The organism is Nostoc sp. TCL26-01 (genome assembly GCF_013393945.1).
Classification (GTDB): domain Bacteria; phylum Cyanobacteriota; class Cyanobacteriia; order Cyanobacteriales; family Nostocaceae; genus Trichormus.
This window is the reverse complement of the sequence record NZ_CP040297.1, coordinates 3,300,052-3,319,619: the sequence shown is the minus strand read 5'-3', so window position 1 is coordinate 3,319,619 and position 19,568 is coordinate 3,300,052. Positions and strand designations below refer to the sequence as shown.

The following is a 19,568-nucleotide window of genomic DNA, read 5'->3' as shown; positions in this document are numbered from 1 at the left end:
TGTGTAGACGCGATTTCTAATCGCCTAGAAGAGTAACTTTTCAAACAATCTCTCAACCTCTATTTTTTCTAGAAGATGGAACAACATTTAAAAATTAGCTTTGATAGTGGGCAGATAGCAGATGCTGTTTGCATAGAACAACCAACAGAATTATTTCATCTTCTCAGATACATGGGTTTGTCAACTTCTTGCCCTACCTTGGTGATAGTGGGAGGTGCAAGTAACATGAGTCCAGATGATTTTCCTGGAATTAAAAATTTATTTGTCGAAGTGTTAGCTCCCATCGCGGAAAATTTAGGTGCGTATGTTGTTGATGGAGGTACAGATGCGGGAGTCATGCGCTTAATGGGTGAAGCTCGTAGGCAAATTGGTGCTAAGTTTCCCTTAATTGGAGTTGTACCTAAGAGCAAAGTTGGTTTACTGGCAACCTCTACTGATTCCATTTATTTAGAGCCTAATCATAGTCATTTTGTCCTTGTTCCAGGTAGTAATTGGGGTGATGAATCACCTTGGATTGCTCAATTAGCAACTTTGCTAGCTGATGGTAAGCCATCAATAACTATACTCCTCAATGGTGGGGAAATTACTTTTGTAGACGCATTCCACAGCATTCAAGCTGGACGTTTGGTTGTGGTGGTGGCTGGGAGTGGTAGAACCGCAGATATCCTAGCAATGGCTTTACAGGGAAAAACTACTAATGCTCGCGCCATCGAGTTAGGAAAATCTGGTATATTACACTACATTAAGTTAGATAATTTACAAAACAGTTGGGAAAACTTAGCCAAAATTATCAAGGGTCTGCTATCTACTTAGGAGTGAATAATGGGGAAAAAAAATAGTTATCAGGAATTTTTAAAACAAGATTTTGATAGTTTATTTGCAAGTATGAATTTGGGTAACTTGCAAAAACATTTTTTGCGATCGCGCTGGTTAGAGCAATTACTCTGGATGGAAAATAAAGCCAATCAGGCACGCGATCGCTACTATTTTCTCAGGATTACCACAATTGTTGGTGGTATAATTCTTCCAGCTTTAGTTAGTTTCAATATTAATAATGAACCCGCGAGAAAGGTGCTAATTGTCTCAACATTTGGATTGAGTCAAGTAGTTGCTATTAGTGCAGCTATTGAAGAATTTTTTCACTACGGAGAACGCTGGCGACACTACCGACGCACAGCAGAATCACTCAAAACTCAAGCTTGGCAATTTTCCCAACTGACAGGTGTATATCAAAACTATACTAGTCATGAACAAGCATTTAGTATTTTTGCTGGTCAAGTAGAAGACATCATTCAGCGAGATGTAGAAGTTTATGCTACTCAAGTTGTGCAAGAGCAGAAATCAGACAAACAAACACGCAATGATTACAATAGCTTATTAGAGTCAAAAACAACTAATTCTGAAGATAAAGAACCAGAACAACCAAATTAAGAAGTTCTCTTCATTATCCTTACTATAGTAACGCTTGACGCACCGAAAAACATGGTGCGTCAACAGTGAACAGTAAACAGTGTTTATTAACTGGTAACTGTTAACTGTTAACTGATTTGTAACACACTATACCTTAATATTTACTGGATTTTGAATTTTGAATTGGTATAACCTCTAGCCTTCTATCTCCCCAACAATTTTTGGTAATCTTCCAGTTGTTTGACAATTTGATTGATTAATGTACCAAAATCAAGATTGTTACCGTTATTCACATCAGTTGGGCTATTGGCTAGGCTGTTGGCGGGAGAATCTTGATAATATCGGACAAATTCCATCTGGGAATTAGTGGATATTTGATTGTAAGATTGTACAGATATTGTCTGCGATTTATCAGAGATAGTGCTGTTTTCTGAAAAAGATTTAATGCTAAAAGTAGAGGATTTAGTTAATGACTGATTGACATCTAAACCTGTAAATAAATCATCGAGAAGACTACCAAAGTCCAAATCAAATCCAGAGTTAGAGTCTGTTGTTTGGGTATTTTTATTATTGTTATTTCCGGCTGTACTAGTAATAATACTACGTACTTGGCTATCAGTTAAATTCGGGTTAGCACTCAACATTAAGGCTACTACACCAGCAACGTAAGGAGATGCCATCGATGTGCCGCTATAGTTAGCGTACTCATTATTAGGCACTGATGAATAAACATTCACTCCTGGGGCTGTCACATAAGCGATGTCACTGCTACCAGAACGGTTAGAGAAATCTGCCAAATTACCATTTTCATCGACAGCGCCAACGGCAATGCCAGTCTTGTTAGCATAGTTAGCAGGATAGTCCGGTTTTGAGTCCCCATCATTACCGGCTGCCATGACGACAATTGCCCCTTTGCTACTAGCATATTCAATTGCAGACTTGAGAGTGCGACTGGAATAATCACCACCAAGACTGAGATTAATGACTTTTGCACCATTATCTACAGCGTAGTAGATGCCGTTGGCGATCGCACTATAAGATCCAGAGCCAGAAGCATCTAAAGCTTTCACAGGCATAATCTTAGCGTTATATGCCACTCCCGTCACCCCATAACCGTTATTTTCCCCAGCCACAATTCCCGAAACATGGGTTCCATGACCATTATTATCTAGGGTGTTGTTATTGTTATCGTTAAAATTCCAACCGTGAACATCATCTACATAGCCATTACCATCATCATCTATACCATTACCAGCAATTTCTTTCGTATTAGTCCATATATTATTTTTTAAATCTTGGTGATTAGCATCAACACCAGTATCAATCACCGCTACAATTACCCCATTACCTGTATAGCCATTTGCCCAAGCTTCTGGGGCATTAATTGCATCTAATCCCCAATTAGTTCCACCCAAATTTGGCACATCATTGTAAGGGCTTTGTCCAGCCGCTTGGGAGACAGCTGCACCTGCATTAATCAAGCCATAACCATTTGTAGAGTTATAGCTACTAGTAGTAGCCACAGCCTTTGCCGCCATTTCTGAGTCATCATCTCCTTCTGGGTCAGAGCTACCACCATTACCAAAGTTAAAATTATAATTATTCGGAATAGGAAAAATATCTGATGAGGAGGGATAAGCAGCACTTTGCCCGTCAAAAAGATTTGATTTGTGACTCACATCATGAATGGGCATAGCTATTTTCTCCTCAAGAAAGATGACCGTTTTTTTGGCAGCATTGATTGTTAAAACCTGGAAACCAAGGTTTTAATGGATAAATTTGCCAGCTAGTTAATAATTACTCTGAAAAATTATCGGAAAGTGCAGTTTTTTTTACCAAAAAATATTAAATATATTTTAATCATTTGTTTTGTATTTCCTGGCAATGGGAGTTGACAGTGACTTTTCGATAAATCGATTATGGGAAAATCACATGAGAAATATTCAAGCTTTCTTGACAAGAAACAGAAAGGAAATTCAGTTTCCCCACTTCTCGAAGAAGTAGAAATGTAAATTGGGTTGAGTGATAGCGTTCGCCCTTGGCTTTCCCTCAGGGTAACCCAACACGGTTCAGTTAGTAGCACCCAATTCTTCTAGATCACCCTAAATCCACGTGAGTTCGACAAGTCTTTTTTGACCTCTCCCCCAACCCCTCTCCGACGCACAGAGGGCAGGGTGGTTTCATATAAACAGAGAAAAAACAAAACTTTGTTTCAAAGCCTCTCCCCCCGTGGGGAGAGGTTTGGAGAGGGGTTTTTCCAGTCGTCGAACTCACGTTAAAGAAAAATGTGGGTAACGCATAGCTTGAAAAGGGGGGTTAGGGGGGATCAAAACGCTGTTAGGCAACTTTATAAGACTTGTATATACACCATAGCTTTTTAAGGGGAGGCTCAAGGGGATCAAAAGCTTAACTGAACCGTATTGGGCTATGGACTATTGACCACTCTCAGAAGGGTTTATTGGTTGAGTGCGTAAGTCCTAATAACTAGCAACTTAGATTAATCTAAGTCCAAAACGGTAAAATTAGTATTACCCAAAACCACACGATTAGAGAACAAAGCAATCTGCACCTGTGCAGTCGCACCACTACCATCAGAGTCAAAAGACAAAGCACCAGTAGCTTGATTGTAGATAAAACGCTGAGTCTCCGTCGTCGCCCCAGTCCCTAAATGGAACAAACTAGCATCCATTGTCCCACCTTGACTCAAGCCAAACTCAGAACCCGACAAAAGCACAGTCTCACCCACTTGAAAATCCAAGATAGTATCAAAGCCACTACTCAGAACACCAGTCAAATCAAAAATATCCACACCACTACCACCAACAAGGGTGTCATTCCCTGAACCACCAATGAGTAAATCATTACCCCCCTCACCAGAGAGATAGTCATTACCAATCAAGCCAGTCAGGGTATTATTGCCACTGTTACCAATCAAGCGATTACTGGCATCATTCCCAGTACCATTGAGATTGCCACTGCCCACCAAAGTTAAATTCTCAAAATTAGTAGCCAGAGTGAATTCCACACTAGAGATAACAGTATCAGTACCCTCATTGGCTGCTTCGGTAATCACATCACTAACACTATCTATCTCATAGATATCATTGCCAGTACCACCATTGAGAGTATCATTACCACTACCACCATCAAGGCGATCGTTACCAGCACCACCAATCAGGGTATCATTACCACCTTGTCCAACTAACCAGTCATCACCATCACCACCATCTAAAGTATTGCTGGCATTATTGCCGAAGATTTGGTTATTGAGGCTATTACCAGTACCATCGATAGCAGCATTACCAATCAAGGTGAGATTTTCTAGGTTGTCTCCTAATGTCCAAGTAATATAAGAGTTGACTTTATCTCTAGTGCCGCCTTCAGCAGTTTCGGTGATGGTATCGTTCAAGCTATCGACAGTGTAGCTGTCATTGCCGTTGCCACCAGTCAAGGTGTCATTACCTGCACCACCATCGAGGTTATCGTTACCTTCACCACCATTGAGGGTGTCGTTTCCAGCTTCGCCGTAGAGTAAATCATTGCCATCGTCACCGTTGATGGTGTCATCACCTGTGCCACCAAATCCGTAGTCGTCACCTGTGCCACAGTTAAGGGTGTCGTTGCCAGCATTGCCGATGAGGTAGTCGTTACCTTCTAAGCCATTGATAATATCATCTCCGGCTGTGCCATGGAGAATGTCTTTTCCTGGTGTGCCGTTTATTGGTAGAACCGTAATTGCACCGTATAAGTTATCGTTGTCGCCAATTATGCCAGCATCGTCAGCTGCGTCGTTGCTTGTGAAAACTATGCTACCGATGGATGTGACTGTGGGTAGAACAGTGGGCATTCCTTGATTGTTACCGTTGGGGTTGGTGGTGGACTGCATGATAAATACTGCGCCACCCAAGCCCTGACCATCTCCGTTGCTTCTGGCGAAAACTGGTTCATCGATGGATGTAGCTGTGAATAAGGGTTCTCGCAAATTTGTATTACTCGTACCACCTGTGGCAGTGTTGTTATTAAAAGTAGTGTTTTTCAGGGTTAAAGCACCACTGCGGATAAATATCGCACCACCTAAACCTGCTCCACCGCCACCTTGGTTATTACCATTGCCGCCAGCAAAGCCACCGTCACCGGGTATCTCATCAGAGGTACCGCCGCCACCACCACCGTAACCACCCTTGCCACCACTGCCATAGTAGCTATAGCCACCACCACCACCGAAACCACCATTACCACCATTGTCGTTGTAGCCATAGCCAGCACCGCCACCAAAACCACCGTTGCCTCCGGTATCGTAGCCATAGCCACCACCGCCACCGAAACCACCACTGCCGCCGTTGCCATCAAAGTTACTTAAACCGCCACTGCCGCCGTAATTGCCGTTACCGCCGTAACCACCATCAAAACTTTGATTATTACCAAATAGACCACCACCACCCGCATCGTTGACATTACCAAACATTCCACCACCACCACCACCGTAGAGTTCATTGCTGGTACTTCCACCAACTGCCTTGTTGGCTTTAAAAGTGACATTCTCTAACGACGTATTGCCATCGTAGATAAATAACCCACCACCCATACCAGCACCAGCTCCACCGTAGGAACTATCTCCCCCCTTCGCCATGCCATTGGTGATGGTGAGGTTAGAAATATTGACGGTTCCTGACAAGATAAATAGGGGGCGAACATCACCGTTGTCAGTTACACCGTTATTATTGGCATCACCACTAATAGTTCTACCGTTACCGACAATGGTGAGGTTGCTGTTAATCAGTGTCTTCATCACACCTGTGATTCGCACATTACTATTTAGGGTAATTGTGTCATCCCCTGCCGCTACATTTGCTTGGCGAATTGCCCAACTGAGTGTGCCTGATTGATTGCCAGTACCATCATCGGTAAGTTGGTTCACATCAAAATTTGCCATTTGATTGTTTCCTTGATTGTGGTTGAATGAGGCATACAAATCCGCAAACAGATTTGTCCTCACTCAAATGCTTTTACTCATCACAGCACTTGAGTCAGGTTCATTTCAGCTATACAAAATCACCAACTTGCTAAAGAACTTAGCTGGGATTTTTCACAATATTTTTGCCAACTCATCTCAAAGTCTTAAAAATGTTGGGTGACTCTCCCTTGAAGACCAATACGGTTCAGTTAGCGTTAAAAACCTTAAATTGTGTAGCGACTTTCCCAGTCCTCAGTCCCCAGTCCTTTCCCTCTACGAGTGATTCAGAAATCAAATCGGATTACCATACTATTCCTATAGTTGGTTATAATTTAAATACATTGCAGCGTCAATTGTAAATACATGGGAATATGTGATTTTATCTCAATTGTAAGTAAAATAACTCAAATTTTTTCTGTGGGATGAGAAGTGTAGGTTGTTTAATTTATTCCACAAGATGTTTAATTTGTTATTGATACATTAACAATGTCAGTCAATACATTGGCAATGTCAGCCAATACATTAATTGCTCGAAATACTTGTAAAGACACTACATTGCAACGTCTTTACAAGTATTTTTGGAAATAACTTTAACGTGAGTTCGACGACTGAAAAAACCCCTCTCCAAACCTCTCCCCTACAAGGAGAGAGGCTTTAAAACTCTCATTCTTTGTTGATATTTTATGCTCTTTACTCCCCTCTCCGCGTCGGAGAGGGGTTGGGGGAGAGGTCAAAAAAGATTTGTCGAACTCACGTTAACTTTAGAGAACAAAGATTTTGAGAACGCTAGCGCAAATGTTCCTGGCAATGACAGTTATTATATGAATGCGGTAGAACACTAGACAGGCTGCAGAGAGAAAACAGCAAAGTCATTGCTAGACAAAGCGGCACGATTAGAGAACAGAGCAATTTGTACTTGTTGATTGCTACCACTACCATCAGCATCATAGAACAGTGCGCCTGTAGCTTGATTGTAAATGAAGCGATCGCTCTGTGTATTTGCCTTTGTGCCTAAAACAAACAAACTAGAATTGAGTGTTCCCCCAGGAAGTCCAAACTCTTGACCAGAGAGTCTGACAATATCTTCACCAACTTTAAAATCTAAGATAGTATCAAAGCCACTACTCAGAACACCAGTCAAATCAAAAGTATCGACACCAGTACCACCAACAAGAGTGTCATTCCCTGAACCACCAATGAGTAAATCATTACCCCCCTCACCAGAGAGATAGTCATTACCAATCAAGCCAGTCAGGGTATTATTGCCACTGTTACCAATCAAGCGATTACTGGCATCATTCCCAGTACCATTGAGATTGCCACTTCCCACCAAAGTTAAATTCTCAAAATTAGTAGCCAGAGTGAATTCCACACTAGAGATAACAGTATCAGTACCCTCATTGGCTGCTTCGGTAATCACATCACTAACACTATCTATCTCATAGATATCATTGCCAGTACCACCATTGAGAGTATCATTACCACTACCACCATCAAGGCGATCGTTGCCAGCACCACCAATCAGGGTATCATCACCACCTTGTCCGATTAACCAGTCATCACCATCACCACCATCTAAAGTATTGCTGGCATTATTGCCGAAGATTTGGTTATTGAGGCTATTACCAGTACCATCGATAGCAGCATTACCAATCAAGGTGAGATTTTCTAGGTTGTCTAGTAGCGTCCAAGTGATAGAAGAGTTGACTTTATCTCTAGTTCCGCCTGTAGCAGTTTCGGTAATGTTATCATTCAAGCTATCGACAGTGTAGATATCATTGCCATTGCCACCGATGAGAGTGTCATCACCAGGGCCACCATCAAGATTGTCGTTACCTTCACCACCATTGAGAGTGTCGTTACCTTCGTTACCGTAGAGTAAATCATTGCCATCTTCACCGTTGATGGTGTCATTTCCTGCACCACCAAAACCATAGTCGTCGCCTGTGCCGCAGTTGAGGGTGTCGTTGCCAGCATTGCCAATGAGGTAGTCGTTGTCTTCTAAGCCATCGATGGTGTCGTCGCCATTTGTGCCTTTGAGGAGGTCTTTTCCTGATGTGCCTGTAATTGATGGATTAGAGGCGACTATTGCGCCATAGATATCATCGTTGTTGGTGGCAGTGTTAGTGTCGTTAGCCGCGCTGTTGCCAGTGAAAACTGTTCCACCTGTGGCTGAGACTGTGGGTCGAGTTGTGGGCATTCCCTGGTTGTTGCCATTGGTGTTGGTGGTGGACTGCATGACAAATAGTGCGCCACCTAAGCCTTGACCATTATTAACACCTGTGCCACCTGTAGCAGTGTTGTTATTAAAAGTAGTGTTTCTGAGAGTTAAAGCACCACTGCGGATAAAGATGCCGCCGCCCAGACCTGCACCACCACCAGCATTGTAACCATAACCGCCGTTGCCGCCACCGAAGCCACCAATACCAGCACCGTCGTCGCCACCACCGCCGCCACCGCCGTAGCCACCATTGCCACCATTGCCAGAGTAGTTATAGCCACCACCACCACCGAAGCCACCATTGCTTTCACCATAAGCACCACCACCACCACCGAAGCCACCATTGCTTTCACCATAAGCACCACCACCACCACCGAAGCCACCATTGCCTCCATTGGTGCCACCGAAGCCACCATAGTTGCCGTTACCGCCATAACCACCATCAAAACCATTATCGTCATCCTTACCAAATAGACCACCACCACCATCACTAGTGACGCTACCGAACATTCCGCCACCGCCGTCAGCTCTGCCATAACCACTACTGACACCACCACGGGCTTGATTATTGCTGAACGTGATATTAGTTAACGACACATTGCCATCATAAATAAATAAGCCGCCACCCAGACCAGCACCACCGCCACCAACGCCACTGTCTCCTCCTTTAGCCATGCTATTAGTGATGGTGAGGTTGGAGATATTGACGGTTCCTGACAAAATAAATAAGGGGCGAAGATCACCAACATTAGTAATGCCATCATTATTGGCATCACCGCTAATAGTTCTACCATTGCCGACAATAGTGAGGTTGCTATTAACTAGTGTCTTCATCACCCCTGTGATTCGCACATTACTATTCAGGGTAATTGTGTCATCGCCTGCGGCTACATTTGCTTGGCGAATTGCCCAGCTGAGTGTGCCTGATTGATTGCCAGTTCCATCATCGATAAGTTGGTTAACATCAAAATTTGCCATGTGATTGTCTCCTTGATTTTGATTAGATGAGGCATACAAATCCGCAAACAGATTTGTCCTCACTCAAGTGCTGTAATGAGCTAAAGCACTTGAGTCAGGTTTATTCACATTCAGCTATACAGATCCCCGACTTCTCAAAGAAGTCGGGGATCTTGAGCGTTTACGAAGGTTGGGCGACAATCAAATTAGCTTGGCTGTTGCTGAGTTCTGTCCAAAAAGACAAGTTATTAAACTTGGTAAATAAATCGGGTGGTAGGACTGTTTGCCGTGGTTGAAATTCGACTTTCTTCCTGACTTTATGTAAGCCTTGCGTATTCAGACGTTTGTCAAATTCTGGTTCATCGTACTGGACGTTTTCAAAGTCATGGGTGAATGGTTCTTCTTCCAAAAATTGATAAATCAGGGATAAAGTTTTTTCAGGATTTTGACTTAATAAGTCGTATTCAACTAATAGTAATGAATGACTATGTTCACTGTAAAAAGCTTCCTTGAGAGCATTATAAGCAAATCCGACTAATCGCCCTCCTTGGCTTAAGGCTTCTGTCCGACTGTAGACATTGGCGCGTTCTAATGGGTTTTGAAATAATCCAGAAACATCAAAGGCATTACGCCGGACTAGCCGTTCAACGCTATCCATAATCCACGCAATATTCCGCACACAACAAATTACTTTAGCTGTGGGAAATAGTTCATGAATTAAGGAGAGTTTGCTGCACCATACACGATTGGTATCAAAGATAATTTCTTTGTCAGCTTGGGGATAATAATAAGCAGAAAAAATACTCAAAACTAACGCCCGCTTTTGTTCTGGAGTAATGAAAACAGAAAATTCGCTGTCTTCACTCATCGCTTCTAGCATTCGCTTGACTAAGCTACCAACTGGGCTAGTCATGCTGGCGTGAAATCGGGGATTTTGTCTGAGTAAAGCACTAAGGAGTGTGGAACCCGAACGGGGTAGCCCTGAGATGAAGTGCAATTTTGGTGTCATTTGAATCAGGTAGAAGTTAAAAGGTGAAAGGCAAAATTATCTAAATAGAATTCAGGAGTCAGGAGTCAGAATTCAGAATTAATCAGGGTTTAGGAATATTAGCTTACTCATCAAATATGAGAATTTGAACTATTCTGACTCCTGTATTCTGACGGATGTATCCTGACAAAATTATTAAAACCCCTGGCTTAACTGTCTTTTTAGTGGGTAGAGTGCGTCAGTGCGCCAAAACCTCACTGCACTGAGAAATTATTTATACTGATGCACCCTACAGTTGCTTAATTTATCTCGCATTTATACAACACCGTAATTCTTTGGTGTAACTATCTTTTTTAGTTATTTAGCCGTAGAAATTATGTGATTGAATTAACCTGCGCTTCTATGTTAAACGACACATTTTTAAGTGTCACTACTTAAGATAAAGTTTGAGAAATATTAATTATTACTATTGATAGGTAGCTATATGGGCAGGATAAATGACCTGAGTTATGCAATGAATGAAGATGACAAACTATAAAGCAATGATGCAGCAAGATTCTGGTGTGACTGTGTGGTTTACTGGGTTGAGTGGTGCTGGTAAATCTACTATCTGTCGCGTTGTAGAGGAGAAACTGCGATCGCTCTCTTATAAAGTAGAAGTACTAGATGGTGATCTGATCCGTCAGTACCTAACTAAGGGTCTAGGTTTTAGCAAAGAGGATAGGCAAGAAAATATCCGCCGTATAGGTTTTGTAGCTAACCTATTGACGAGAAATAATGTGATTGTTTTAGTGGCAGCGATCGCACCATACCGCGAAATGCGTCAGGAAATGCGAGACGTAATCGGTAATTTCCTGGAAGTCTACGTTAATGCACCTTTGGATGTGTGCGAGGAAAGAGATGTGAAGGGTTTATATAAAAAAGCTAGATCAGGAGAAATTAAGCACTTTACGGGTATTGATGATCCTTATGAAGTGCCGCTTCATCCAGATGTGGAGTGTGATACTGTACGAGAGGATATCAGTGCCAGTGCTACTAAGGTATTACGCAAGCTGTCAGAATTAGGTTATGTTATTGATGGTGTGGAAACTAGAGAATTTTCTCAGAGTTTTCCACGGCGTAGGCAAGGTTCACCACAGGTATCGATTGTTAGTTCTTGAAGAAGAATTCAGAAGTCATTCAAGGGAGAGTAACCCAACAAAGTTTTAAGAATGTTGGGTTACTTTGCGGGTTCTCCAACGGAGTACGCAAAGTCTCAACTCAACCTACTTTTCTCAAACCCTTGCAAAAACATAGTTACGTAGCTTGCTTCTCACATGAAGGCGAGTATTACGCTTTGCGTTACTAGTCATACAACCAAGTATTACTTGAAAAATCGTCCTTCTCCTTCTCTGTAGTTTCTCTCGGCTGTATGGGCAACCGTTCTGGTAAGCGGTGTGATTTTCTATAAGTAAGAACAGGTTTGTAACTTTCTGGCTGTGGTTTTGGCGGTTGAGGTTTTTCTTTGGCTGGTTTTTCTTTTTCTTGTTTTAAAAGTTTATTTTCTTCTATGAGTTGAGAATTAGCTTCTGCTAGTTGTAATACTGTTTTTTTAGCTTCATGCAGTTCTTTTGTCAGTTTTTCTCCAGCAGTTTGTTGTTCAGCTAAAGCTGATTGCAACTCTTTAATTTGCTGCTGCCAAGATTTCTCTTGTTGTGTAGATTTTTCAATTGTGGCTTGTAAATCTTTAATAGTTTCTTCCAAATCTGCCTTAGTAGGAGTGCTACGTTTAGCGGTTGTGGATTCAGTTGTCTGCTGTGATGATGCTTCTGTATTAGCAATCGTTTCTGTTGCTACTGCTTTGGCAGTAACTTCAATTGCCGTTTCGTCAGCAGTCGGTGTAAATTTTTGAGTTTCTTGTTCAATTAAATCGGATAGATTCTGTTTCCTGGGCATTATTTTCTCCAATCACGCTGTAGTTCTTCCGCTACACGGCGGTAGTCAGACTCCGCCTCTCTAGCATTGTTTCCCCGCCATTGATCGATTGCTACACCCTCCAAAGCTGCTCTCTCGTGAGCTTTATAGATCCGAATAAATGCTTTACAAGCTGGAATCCCTAACCTTTGGAGAGTATTTTGCGCCTCTATTGCTTCATTTATACTCCGAGTATCGACTTTTGTGAGTAGTACCCGGTGAGGAACTCCCACTGGAACTACAGCAGCTTTGACTGTTTCGATTAATACAGCCAAATCCATTGCTGATGGAGGTGTAGGCAAAACTAGATAGTCTGCGATCGCTACTACTGTCGCTAGTGTTTCTGATTGTAGCGCTGGTGGCGTATCCACCACTACTAAATCGTAACCTTTAATTGCTTGCAACTGACCTAAAAGTTGAGGATTAGTTTCTTGAGATAAATCAAAACCCATCCCATTCTGACTTCTGCCAAACCACCAACTAGCAGAGCCTTGAATATCTGTATCAATCAGAAGAACTTTTTTTTTCTTGGCAAACTGAGCTGCTAGATTGATGGCGGTAGTCGTTTTACCGACTCCTCCCTTACCGTTAAGAATAGTGATGATTTTTGGCACTGCTTACTTCCGACCCTGCCATACTTGAATATACCGCTTTTTGGGCAACTAGGTATAGATTGGGGATTGGGGATTGGGGAGATGGGGGGAAGAACCTATACAAGTTTTTCCCCTTGTCCTCCTATCTCAGTTAGTCATGACTATTGACTATTGACTATTGACTATTGACCAATGACTACGGATACTTTCTCATCAACCATTGGTGTATTGCTTTCAGCCACAAGTTTACGAAAGAGTTCACCTTCAATAGTTTCTTGTTCGGCTAATAAATCTACTAGTCGCTCTAAAACTACACGGTTAGTTTGCAGCAATTCCTTAGAAGTTTGGTAACAAGTGTTAATAATTTCTCGGACTTGTCCATCTATCTTGGCAGCAATTTCTTCCGAATAATCTGATTTATTCATCCAATCTCGTCCTAAAAATACCTCTCCACTTTGATTTTCCAGAGACAAGGGGCCTAATTCAGACATTCCAAATCTAGTAACCATTTGCCTTGCCATTGATGTGACTTTTTGCAAGTCATCACCTGCACCTGTAGTCACTTCCGGTTTACCAAAAACAATTTCTTCCGCCGCACGACCAGCTAAAGTAGAAGTAATTCTCGCTTTGAGTTGAGAACGGGAAATCAAACCTTGTTCTTCGTTGGGTGTAAACCAAGTCAAACCTTGTGCTTGTCCTCTGGGAATGAGCGTAACTTTCTGCACTGGGTCATGGTCTTTTAATAATGTACCAACTAAGGCGTGTCCGACTTCGTGGTAAGCAATTAAGCGCTTGCTCTTGCTATCTACTAGGGGTGTGCCTTCCATCCCCGCAACTACCCTATCTACTGCATCATCAATTTCCAATATAGTAACGGCATCTTTGCGTCTTCTGGCGGTGAGAATGGCAGCTTCATTGAGAAGGTTGGCTAAATCTGCGCCTGTAAATCCGGGTGTGCGGCGGGCGATCGCTTCCAGTGATACACTAGGGTCGATTCTCTTATTGCGCGAGTGGACTTTTAAAATTTCCAGTCTTCCCTTTAAATCTGGTGCATCAACTATCACCTGCCTATCAAAACGTCCGGGACGCAACAACGCTGCATCAAGCACATCAGGACGGTTGGTGGCAGCAATAATAATGATGCCTGTGTTACCTTCAAAACCATCCATCTCCGTAAGTAGCTGGTTCAATGTTTGTTCTCTCTCGTCGTTACCACCACCAATACCTGCACCCCGTTGTCTACCTACTGCGTCGATTTCATCGATGAATATTAAGCAAGGAGCATTATCTTTGGCTTTCTTGAACAAGTCGCGGACACGGGATGCACCCACACCGACGAACATTTCTACAAATTCCGAACCAGAGATACTAAAGAATGGTACACCAGCTTCGCCAGCGATCGCTTTTGCTAGTAAAGTTTTGCCAGTTCCCGGAGGCCCTACTAACAACACACCTTTAGGAATACGCGCGCCTACAGCCGTAAATCTTTCTGGCTGTTTGAGGAAAGTCACGACTTCTTGTAATTCTTCTTTGGCTTCTTCTATGCCGGCTACATCGTCAAACTTCACTCCAGTTTTGGCTTCCATCTGGAAACGCGCTCTGGATTTACCAAAATTCATTGCTTGGCTAGACGCATTGGTAGAACGACGCAGGAACAACAGCATCAAAGCTACCAATGGTAAAATCCACATCAGGTTAATTAATAACCCCACCGCCGCCCGACTATTGGCAGAAGACACTTCACCAAAATCAACATTTTTTTCTTTGAGTTTATTGATTAACTCTGTGTTTTGCTCTAAAAGCCTCACCTGTATGGGTGGTGTGTCAGGCTTTTGATTTTTTAAATAAACTTTAGCAATCTGTTCAGTTTCGTCCAGTTCTACTTTTTTGACTTGCTCTTGATTAACTTTTTGGATTAACTCTCCGTATGTCAGGGACTCACGCTCTGCTTTCTGCGCCAGAACAGCACTACCCCCAAATACCGTTGGCAACATAATTAAACCTGCTGCCAGCGCACTAGTCCAAGCTGCACGCTTTGGTTGTTGCTGTTTTATCAATGCCTTTTTCTGAAAATTTTTCATAATAATTACCCTTTGTCTGCTGCCATAGGCGGAGCGCTGATTTTATGCCTACTCTTTAACTGGAAATCACTTTTATCTAATCTAGTCTAACTCTTTCAAAAAACACGAAGGGAATTAGGGGGTTAAGGGTGTAGAGGTTTAGGGGTTTAGGGGTTTAGGGGAATGACGTGAAAAAAGTTTGACTGTTGACTGTTGACAGTGGTCATTAAGCTTTGTCGAAGTGAAGAATGGGAAAAAATATCCAACACTTGCGTAAATCATATCTAAATTTGACTCTGGCAGAATAAATGGTTATGATTATAATCATAGTCGTAATGACTTCGTATTTTTAGAAAATCTTAATTATAGGTGAATTATGGTGAAAGTTGTTGGTATTGGTGGTAGTTTAAGACCTAACTCTTACACCCAGTTAGCCTTGCAAGTGGCAGCGCAACGCCTAGAAGCATTAGGTGCAGATGTAGAAATTCTGGACTTGCGGCAATTACAATTACCATTATGCAACGGTGGTAAAGATTATTCAGAATATCCAGATGTTCAGCGTTTACGTGATACTGTTCGCCACAGTGATGGATTAATCTTGGCGACACCTGAATATCATGGTGGTGTGAGTGGTGTTTTAAAAAATGCCCTCGACTTGATGAGCTTTGATGAACTGTCTGATAAAGTCACAGGACTGATTAGTGTACTAGGGGGTCAATCTAACAGTAACGCTTTAAATGACCTGCGGTTGATTGTACGCTGGGTACACGGTTGGGTCATTCCAGAGCAAATTGCCATTGGACAAGCTTACAGTGCCTTCAGTCCGGAAGGAAAGTTATTAGATGAAAAACTTTCTCAAAGATTTGATCAATTTGCTCAAAGTTTATTTGACAACACCCGCAAGCTGCGAGGGGGTGAGTGAGTGCTGAGTGAGGGAGTGAGGGAGTGAGGGGTGCAGGGGAAAAGAAGAAATGCTAATGACTAATGACTAATGACTATTGCCTATTGCCTATTGCTTATTCCCTCTTCCCTATTGCCTATTGCCTATTGCCTATTCCCTCTTCTCTATTCGCTGTCCCCTATTCGCTGTCACCTGTCCCCTTAGTGATGATGATGATGATGGTGTCCAGCTAGTTGCGGGTTAATAGCAGATGCTTGCTCATTTTGCAACTCAGCAATTTGGGTGTTTGCCCACTGTGCAGCCATAGCCAGAAATTCGGGATGATCATTTACACAAGCCATCTGCACATAATCCACATTCGGATACTTTTTCTCTAAAGCATGGATGATGTGGTGTACATCCAACAAGGTTTCGTGATTTTCTGTGGCAAAGCCGATGGGCATGAATATGATAGCTTTTGCACCCAATTGAATCAGGTTTTGGGCTGCTTGTGTTGCATTGGGTTGTGTCCATTCAATCAACGGTGTATCGTGATTGAGCCAACCTACAGAAATTAAGGGATAACGGTTGATTAATTCTTCCCGTACCAACTCATATAATGCTTGACTTTCGGTAATTCCAGAGGTGAAGCCTTTGGCTTTGTGAGGGCAACCGTGATTCATTAAGACAATACCAATTTGAGAAGGTAGGTAGGCTGCGGCTAAATCAGCGCTAATTTTCTCCTCAACCAGATGTGCCATTAAATGAATATATTCTGGTTCGTTATAAAAAGAAGGTATATAACGTAACCCCTTCACCCAATGATTTTCACTATCAGCTGTTGCTGACAAAGCATTGTTAACTTGTTCAATAGCAATCCCACTGGTAAAGATAGAATCAACCACCAGTAGGGGATAAATCAGGATTTTGTCAAAACCTTGGTCTTTAATTTCTGCTAAAACTTGATGGGGTAAAAAGGGAGCGCAAAAGTTAAAAGCTTTGAAAACTTTAATGCGATCGCCCCATTTTGCTTGTAAATTTTGTTCAATGCCAGCACGCTGCTTTTCAAAGATGGCATTGTGGGGAGAAATAAAATCGTGGTGTGTATGTCCCCATTCGTGACGATCAAATAATGCCAATAACTTAGCTAGTGGTGGATAAATCCAAGTTGGTACTGGTGCAAATTTTGCTGTCAGGAGATTAAGAGCCTGTTCGTTATAGTTAGCGAAATCTTCGTAGCTTTCTACTTCGCCATAACCCATGAGCAATACAGCTACTCGGTCTTGACTAGATAAATGCTCCTGGGTGTGTTGCAATTTTTCCGGTGTGGCAACCACAGTCAGTTCCTCAATATAAACCAAAATGGCAGGCAAAATCATCTAAGGCTATATATAGCTTGACTGTTTGCCAACCTAGTCAAATATTATCCCATCCCCCTGGATGGGATCACTGTCGTGACAATAATATATCAAAAGACATAAGCTGATACGTACTTGTAACCAAAAGTCCCAGCTAGTTTTTGACTCTGGATGTTTGCAAATCACAGCGTAAAATATAGGATTTAAATTTGTAATAACTGATGTAGTTATGTAGTAAAAAGATTTAGCCGAGACTATGGGTATTCAGAAATTGCTTGGGTGTCTTATTGATTCATCCAACACGTATCCTTTTTGTGTAAGTTGAAATTTTTATTTAATCTTGATGATCTACAACCGTACTTACACTGAAATTGTATTAAAACAGTATAGAGAATATTTTTAATTATCAGTAAAACTTCCCTGGGAGTAAGTATAAATGTAAAGTTAGATTTATTGTGTTCTTTTTTGCTAGTACAATCCCAAAAAACCTCTAGATACAGATTGATTGATATATGTAAATTTATGGGAATTTTACATATACTTTCAAAATTACTTATGTATCTAATTTTTGGATTGTGACATGAGTTAGCTTTGTTCTTTAAGTTTGTATGCAATAGGAGAGTCTGTGAGTATTGACCATTGGTACAATTACAACATTTGTCATACCCCATCAGAGATGATAGCCAAGCAAATTGTAGACAGAATTCTCCGTTCTGGAAAAATGAGTCGTCAAGATCATGCTTTACTAACTGCGACTATATTCAATCACATCGATATTAGCGAGGGAGAACGTCGGCAAATTAATCGAATTTTTGACCATATCCAGACAGGACAGGTGAAACTAGTCAACTGGTAATCTGTATCTACAATAGACTGACTCTCAGTCACCATGCTTATCTCTAGCCTCAAGAACAATTATCTCGCTACAAACCCAAAAATTCACGAGAACTATCAACTAAATACAGTAATCCACGATTCCCCGAAAAAGTTATGCTATCTTAATAACCAAAAGTCCTGAAAGCAAGCAGATACTACTTTTAACTCTAGAGTCTTAGTAGTGACTGATCAACTTTTCTTCAAGGAATCACTTACAAATGTCTTCACTTGTCTCAATTATTATTAATTGCTTTAATCAAGGTCATTACCTTGAGCGTTCAGTTAAAAGTGTCATATCACAAACATATAATAATATCGAATGTCTGATAGTAGATGACGGTTCTACTGACAATACACGGCTAGTTTCTGAGGAACTAACGGGTATTTATCCGCAAGTAAAATACTTCTTTAAAGAGAATAGTGGCTTACCATCTTCGCGCAATTTTGGTGTGCGACAAGCCCAAGGAGAATGGATTCAATGTCTAGATGCTGATGACTGGATTCATGAAGACAAAATTAGATTACAGTTAAGTTATTTAGCAGAGGTTACAGATCATGATTCTGTTGTATTGTATGCAGATTATGAGCGAGTATACATAGATGCTCAAGAAAATATCGTCAATCGCCAAGAAAATATTATTGGTGCATTAGCAACAGAGCAATTAATTCAGCGTTTACTGATACCTGACTTTTTAACAAATTCGCCTCATCCTTGCCTCCAGCAGGCTATGCTCATCCATAAAAATGTTCTCAGTAAAACTCAGTTTCCTGAATATTTCAAAGCTTTAGGAGATAGATATTTTGCCGTAGATATCTTAAAAGCAGGTGCAAACTTTGTTTATACACCGATGATTGGTGCATATTACACAAAGCATCAGTCAAATCGTACTAATAATTGGAATTACATGAGGAACTATTATGTTTTATTTTACGAAACTATAGCCAAAAATTATCCAGAATTAAACCAGTTTTGCCGAGTTGGGATAGAACATCTGTTAGAAGAAGCTATCAGAGAACAAGATGAGGATACTTTCAATAGGCTAATAAAAATAGTTACGCCACCTATAAATTTATTTGACAAAAAATTTAAAGTCAACAATAAATTAACTATACAGATATTAAATAAAATTAGACAGATTACTCCCAGCTTCTTGCTATATGAAAAGTATCGTGGCCCACGCTCCAAAAAGATAATATCTTTATTTACAGAGAAAATGAAGTTATTAAAAGGATAAACGCCCAGGTTTGCTCAAAAAATCGGGAAAATTTAATTTACTGGGTGAGAAATATGGGTCGGTTTTTATTAAAAAAAAAGCTG

14 protein-coding genes are annotated in these 19,568 nt (G+C 41.4%); 6 read left to right on the top strand and 8 right to left on the bottom strand.

The features are described from left to right. Positions 1–75 precede the first annotated feature (75 nt). Together FD725_RS14345 and FD725_RS14340 are read left to right on the top strand one after the other, a co-directional pair. Positions 76–813, top strand: coding sequence for a hypothetical protein (locus FD725_RS14345; protein ID WP_179048740.1), 738 nt, complete (start codon positions 76–78; stop codon positions 811–813). Between the two features lie 9 nt (positions 814–822). Further along, positions 823–1,431: a DUF4231 domain-containing protein gene (locus FD725_RS14340; RefSeq protein WP_179048739.1), complete on the top strand. Its 609-nt coding sequence runs from the start codon at positions 823–825 to the stop codon at positions 1,429–1,431. A 182-nt stretch (positions 1,432–1,613) separates the two neighbouring features. Here the strand turns inward: FD725_RS14340 and FD725_RS14335 are convergent, their stop codons facing one another. The 4 genes from FD725_RS14335 to FD725_RS14320 all read right to left on the bottom strand — a co-directional run bounded on the left by FD725_RS14335 (position 1,614) and on the right by FD725_RS14320 (position 10,551). Continuing rightward, positions 1,614–3,104 (bottom strand): S8 family peptidase, encoded by a 1,491-nt coding sequence (locus tag FD725_RS14335; protein ID WP_179048738.1) that lies wholly within the window; start codon positions 3,102–3,104, stop codon positions 1,614–1,616. 803 nt (positions 3,105–3,907) lie between these two features. After that, positions 3,908–6,343 carry a calcium-binding protein gene (locus FD725_RS32480; RefSeq protein WP_256871920.1) on the bottom strand — a complete coding sequence of 812 codons (2,436 nt, stop codon included), beginning with the start codon at positions 6,341–6,343 and terminating at the stop codon, positions 3,908–3,910. A gap of 859 nt (positions 6,344–7,202) precedes the next feature. After that, a complete protein-coding gene (locus tag FD725_RS32975; protein ID WP_179048737.1) occupies positions 7,203–9,563 on the bottom strand; it encodes a calcium-binding protein in 2,361 nt (786 codons plus the stop codon). A 160-nt stretch (positions 9,564–9,723) separates the two neighbouring features. Beyond that, positions 9,724–10,551: a sulfotransferase gene (locus FD725_RS14320; protein WP_179048736.1), complete on the bottom strand. Its 828-nt coding sequence runs from the start codon at positions 10,549–10,551 to the stop codon at positions 9,724–9,726. Between the two features lie 503 nt (positions 10,552–11,054). On the opposite strand from FD725_RS14320, the gene cysC reads away from it, so the two are divergent. Then, on the top strand, positions 11,055–11,690 hold the full coding sequence (cysC, locus tag FD725_RS14315) for an adenylyl-sulfate kinase (protein ID WP_256871918.1): 636 nt from the start codon (positions 11,055–11,057) through the stop codon (positions 11,688–11,690). Between the two features lie 184 nt (positions 11,691–11,874). Here cysC and FD725_RS14310 read toward each other — a convergent pair whose 3' ends face one another. The 3 genes from FD725_RS14310 to ftsH all read right to left on the bottom strand — a co-directional run bounded on the left by FD725_RS14310 (position 11,875) and on the right by ftsH (position 15,157). Continuing rightward, positions 11,875–12,465, bottom strand: a complete 591-nt coding sequence (locus FD725_RS14310) for a hypothetical protein (RefSeq protein ID WP_179048735.1) — start codon at positions 12,463–12,465, stop codon at positions 11,875–11,877. Next, entirely contained in the window at positions 12,465–13,097 is a 633-nt protein-coding gene (locus FD725_RS14305; protein ID WP_179048734.1) for a ParA family protein, read from the bottom strand. The genes FD725_RS14310 and FD725_RS14305 overlap by 1 nt, the downstream gene beginning before the upstream one ends. 161 nt (positions 13,098–13,258) lie before the next feature. After that, entirely contained in the window at positions 13,259–15,157 is a 1,899-nt protein-coding gene (gene ftsH / locus FD725_RS14300; RefSeq protein WP_179048733.1) for an ATP-dependent zinc metalloprotease FtsH, read from the bottom strand. 355 nt (positions 15,158–15,512) lie between these two features. Here ftsH and FD725_RS14295 point away from each other — a divergent pair, with 355 nt between their 5' ends. After that, positions 15,513–16,058, top strand: a complete 546-nt coding sequence (locus FD725_RS14295; protein ID WP_179048732.1) for an NADPH-dependent FMN reductase — start codon at positions 15,513–15,515, stop codon at positions 16,056–16,058. 179 nt (positions 16,059–16,237) lie between these two features. Here FD725_RS14295 and FD725_RS14290 read toward each other — a convergent pair whose 3' ends face one another. After that, positions 16,238–17,353 (bottom strand): ferrochelatase, encoded by a 1,116-nt coding sequence (locus FD725_RS14290; protein ID WP_179051544.1) that lies wholly within the window; start codon positions 17,351–17,353, stop codon positions 16,238–16,240. 697 nt (positions 17,354–18,050) lie between these two features. Between FD725_RS14290 and FD725_RS14285 the strand changes: the two genes are divergently transcribed. Both FD725_RS14285 and FD725_RS14280 read left to right on the top strand, forming a co-directional pair. Then, entirely contained in the window at positions 18,051–18,230 is a 180-nt protein-coding gene (locus tag FD725_RS14285) for a hypothetical protein (protein ID WP_179051543.1), read from the top strand. Between the two features lie 238 nt (positions 18,231–18,468). After that, positions 18,469–19,485: a glycosyltransferase family 2 protein gene (locus FD725_RS14280; protein ID WP_179048731.1), complete on the top strand. Its 1,017-nt coding sequence runs from the start codon at positions 18,469–18,471 to the stop codon at positions 19,483–19,485. Positions 19,486–19,568: the final 83 nt, after the last annotated feature.